This is a genomic window from Cupriavidus sp. WS, from assembly GCF_000395345.1.
GTDB classification, from domain to species: domain Bacteria; phylum Pseudomonadota; class Gammaproteobacteria; order Burkholderiales; family Burkholderiaceae; genus Cupriavidus; species Cupriavidus basilensis_B.
Genome location: NZ_AQPL01000259.1, coordinates 1 through 3554, shown reverse-complemented (window position 1 = coordinate 3554; position 3554 = coordinate 1). Strand labels below are relative to the sequence as shown.

The 3554-nt window shown below is 75.5% G+C and carries 2 protein-coding genes; both read left to right on the top strand.

Annotated elements, in window-relative coordinates; all coding sequences use genetic code 11:
• Nucleotides 1-1059 (top strand): putative glycoside hydrolase (locus K206_RS38870; RefSeq protein ID WP_020204351.1); only part of this gene is annotated, 1059 nt, incomplete at its 5' end.
• Nucleotides 1056-3419 carry an exo-beta-N-acetylmuramidase NamZ domain-containing protein gene (locus K206_RS0120940; RefSeq protein WP_020204350.1) on the top strand — a complete coding sequence of 788 codons (2364 nt, stop codon included), beginning with the start codon at nt 1056-1058 and terminating at the stop codon, nt 3417-3419. The genes K206_RS38870 and K206_RS0120940, both read left to right, overlap by 4 nt.
• Nucleotides 3420-3554: the final 135 nt, after the last annotated feature.

The window sequence follows — 3554 nt, the reverse complement described above, 5'->3', positions numbered from 1 at the left end:
GGCGAGCCGGTGCGGCTGGCGCTGACGCCGGTGCGGCCGCGCGCGGTCTATCTCTCGGTGTTCGGCATCGGCAACGCGGCACTGCGCGATGCCGCCGTGGCGCTGCCGCAGGCCAGCGCCATCAACGCGCTGGTGATCGACGTCAAGGGCGACCGCGGCATGACGCCATACCGGAGCGCGGCGCGCGACGCCATCGGGGCCAGCGCGCAGGTCAAGGCGCCGGCGCCGCTGGTGCGCGATTTCCCGGCCTTGCTGGCCGGCCTGCATGCGCGCGGGCTGTACCTGATCGCGCGCATCGTGGTCTTCAAGGACGAGCCGCTGGCCGCCGCGCACCCGGAGTGGACCGTGCGCGACGGGCAGGGCGGCGTGTGGCGCGACCGCGAAGACCTGCGCTGGATCGATCCCTTCGAGACCGCCGCCTGGCAGCACAACTTCGACCTGGCGGAGGAGGCCGCCCGCATGGGCTTCGACGAGATCCAGTTCGACTACCTGCGCTTCCCGGATGCCGGCGGGCTGCGCTTCTCGCGGCCCAGCACGCAGGAGAACCGGGTGGCCGCCATCACCGGTTTCCTGCGCGCGGCGCGCGCGCGGCTGGCCCGCTACAACGTGTACATCGCGGCGGACATCTTCGGCTACGTGTGCTGGAACCCCGACGACACGGCGATCGGCCAGCAGCTCGAATCGCTGGGCACGGCGCTGGACTACATCTCGCCGATGCTCTATCCCTCCGGCTTCACCTGGGGCCTGCCGGGCTGCACGCGGCCGGTGGAGCACGCCGGCGAAATCGTGTCGCGCTCGCTGGCGGAGGCCAGGAAGCGCACCGGGCTGCCGGGCGTGCGCTTCCGCCCGTGGCTGCAGGCGTTCCGCGACTATGCCTTCGACCACCGCGAGTTCGACGCCGACGAGATCCGCGCGCAGACGCAGGCTGCCGAAGCCGAGCAGGCCGACGGGTGGATGCTGTGGAATCCGCGCAACCGCTACGATCCGGCGCAATTGCCGCAACGGTCACAGTCGCCGCAATCGCCGCAATCGCCGCAGGCGGCGCCGCCGGCCAGATGAGCCGCCGCGCGCTGTCCGCGATGCTGTCCACCGCGCTGCTGGCCTGCGCGCTGGCGGCGGCGGGGCCGGCGGCGGCGCAGTCCGCGCCGGCCGCCGCCGCGCGCGAACAACTGCGCGCCATCGTCGAGGGCCAGATCGCGGCCGGCAACATCCCGGGCGCGGTGGTGCTGGCCGGCGACGCCAGCCACATCCGCTACCAGCTCGCCGCGGGCCGGCGCGCCGTGCTGCCGGCGAGCGAGGCGATGCGCGCCGACACCGTGTTCGATCTCGCCTCGGTCACCAAGGTGATCGCCACCACCACTGCCGTGCTGCAATTGAGCGAACGCGCGGCGGTAGCGCTGGACGCTCCCGTGGCCCGCTACCTGCCGGCGTTCGGCGCCGCCGGCAAGCAGGCCATCACGGTGCGCCAGTTGCTCGCGCACACCTCGGGGCTGCCGGCCGGGCTGCCGCCGCGCCAGCGCGCGCACGGCGGCGACGCGGCGCGGGAGGCCGTGCGGCAGGCGCTGGCGCTGGCGCCGGTGGCGCCGCCCGGCGAGCGTGTCATCTACAGCGACGTCAATTTCGTCGTGCTCGGCGAACTGGTGCGGCGCGTGGCCGGGCAGCCGCTGGACGCATGGTGCCGCGACCATGTGTTCGCGCCGCTGGGGATGCGCGACACCGGCTTCCTGCCCGGCCCGGCGGCGATGGCCCGGACCGCGCCGACCGCGCCGCGCGGCGGCCGCATGCTGCGCGGCCAGGTGCACGACCCGACCGCGGCGCGCCTGGGCGGCGTGGCCGGCAATGCCGGCCTGTTTTCCACCGCGGCGGACCTGGCGCGGTTCGCGCAGATGATCCTCAACGGCGGGCAGGCCGGCGGCACCCGGGTGCTGCGGCCGGAAAGCATCGCGCTGCTGGCGTCGCCGGCCACGCCGGTGGCCGCCGGCGCGTGGCGCGGCCTGGGCTGGGCGCTGGCCGCGCCGCTCGCCGCCAACCGCGACCGCCTGCCGCCGCTGGGCCTGCTGGAGCAGACCGGCTACACCGGCACCGGCGTGTGGATCGACATGGTGGGCGGGCGTTTCGCGGTGATCCTGAGCAGCCGCCTGCATCCCGCCGACAAGGGCAATGCCGCGCCGCTGCGCCAGCAGGTGCTGGCGCTGCTGGCCAGCGAGGCGCCGCCGCTGGCCGCGCAGGCGATCGGCAGCGCCGTGCCGGGCGCCGCCGCGGCGCTGGCGCACGCCATGCGCCTGCCGCCGGCCGCGGGCCCGGTGCGCAGCGGCATCGACGTGCTGGAGGCGCAGGCGTTCGCGCCGCTGGCGGGCCTGCGCGTGGGGCTGGTCACCAACCGCAGCGGCTTCGACGGCCGCGGCGTGCGCACCGCGGACGTGCTGGCGCGCGCGCCCGGCGTCACGCTGGCGGCGCTGTTCGCGCCCGAGCACGGCCTGGGCAGCGATGTCGACGCGCCGCTCGGCGATGCGCTGGACGCGCGCACCGGCGTGCCGGTCCACAGCCTGTACGGCGAGCAGCGGCGCTTCGCGCCCGCCACGCTGGCCGGGGTGGACGCGCTGGTGTTCGACGTGCAGGACGCCGGCGTGCGCTTCTTTACCTACATCACCACGCTCGGCTACATGCTGGAAGCCGCCGCCGCGCGCGGCATCCCGGCCTTCGTGCTGGACCGGCCCGATCCCCTCGGCGCCGACCGCTTCGGCGGCCCGCTGCCGGACCCCGGCCCGGCCTCGTTTACCGGCTACTTCCCGCTGCCGCTGCTGCACGGCATGACCGTGGGCGAGCTGGCCCGGCTGTTCAACAGCCGCCTGGGCATCGGCGCCGATCTGCGCGTCATCGCCATGCAGGGCTACACGCGCGGCATGCGCTTTGCCGATACCGGCCTGGGCTGGGTCCCGCTCTCGCCGAACCTGCGCGACGCGGCGCAGCTCGACCTGTATCCCGACGTCGGCCTGATCGAGGGCGCGAACGTCAGCGTGGGGCGCGGCACGCCGGCGCCGTTCACGCTGGTGGGCGCGCCGTGGATCGCCGCCCCGGAACTGGCCGCCTACCTCAATGCGCTGGATGCCGGCGCGCGCTTCGAGCCCGTCAGCTTCGTGCCGACCGAAGGCCGCTACCGCGGCCGCCTGTGCCAGGGCGTGTCGATCAGGCCGGGCCCGGCGCCGCGCCCGCCGAGCCGGCTCGGGCTGGCGCTGGCGATCGCGCTGCATGCGCTCCACGAACGGGAGTTCGACCTGCCCGCGATCCGCGCCTCGCTGGGCTCGGGCGAGGCCCTGCGCCTGATCGCCGCGCACGCGCCGCTTGCCGAGGTCGAGCAGGCGGTGGCGGCGCAGGGCGCCGGCTTCGCGGCGGTGCGCGCGCCGTTCCTGATCTACTGAGGCGGCCGGCGCGGATGGCCGCGCCGGCCGCGATGGCAACGCCCCGACGGGCATCGATGGAGGACACGCGAATGACCACGAAAACGCAGGAGCGCAAGGGTGCACGCAGGCGCGTGCGCGGCGGCGCGGCGGCAC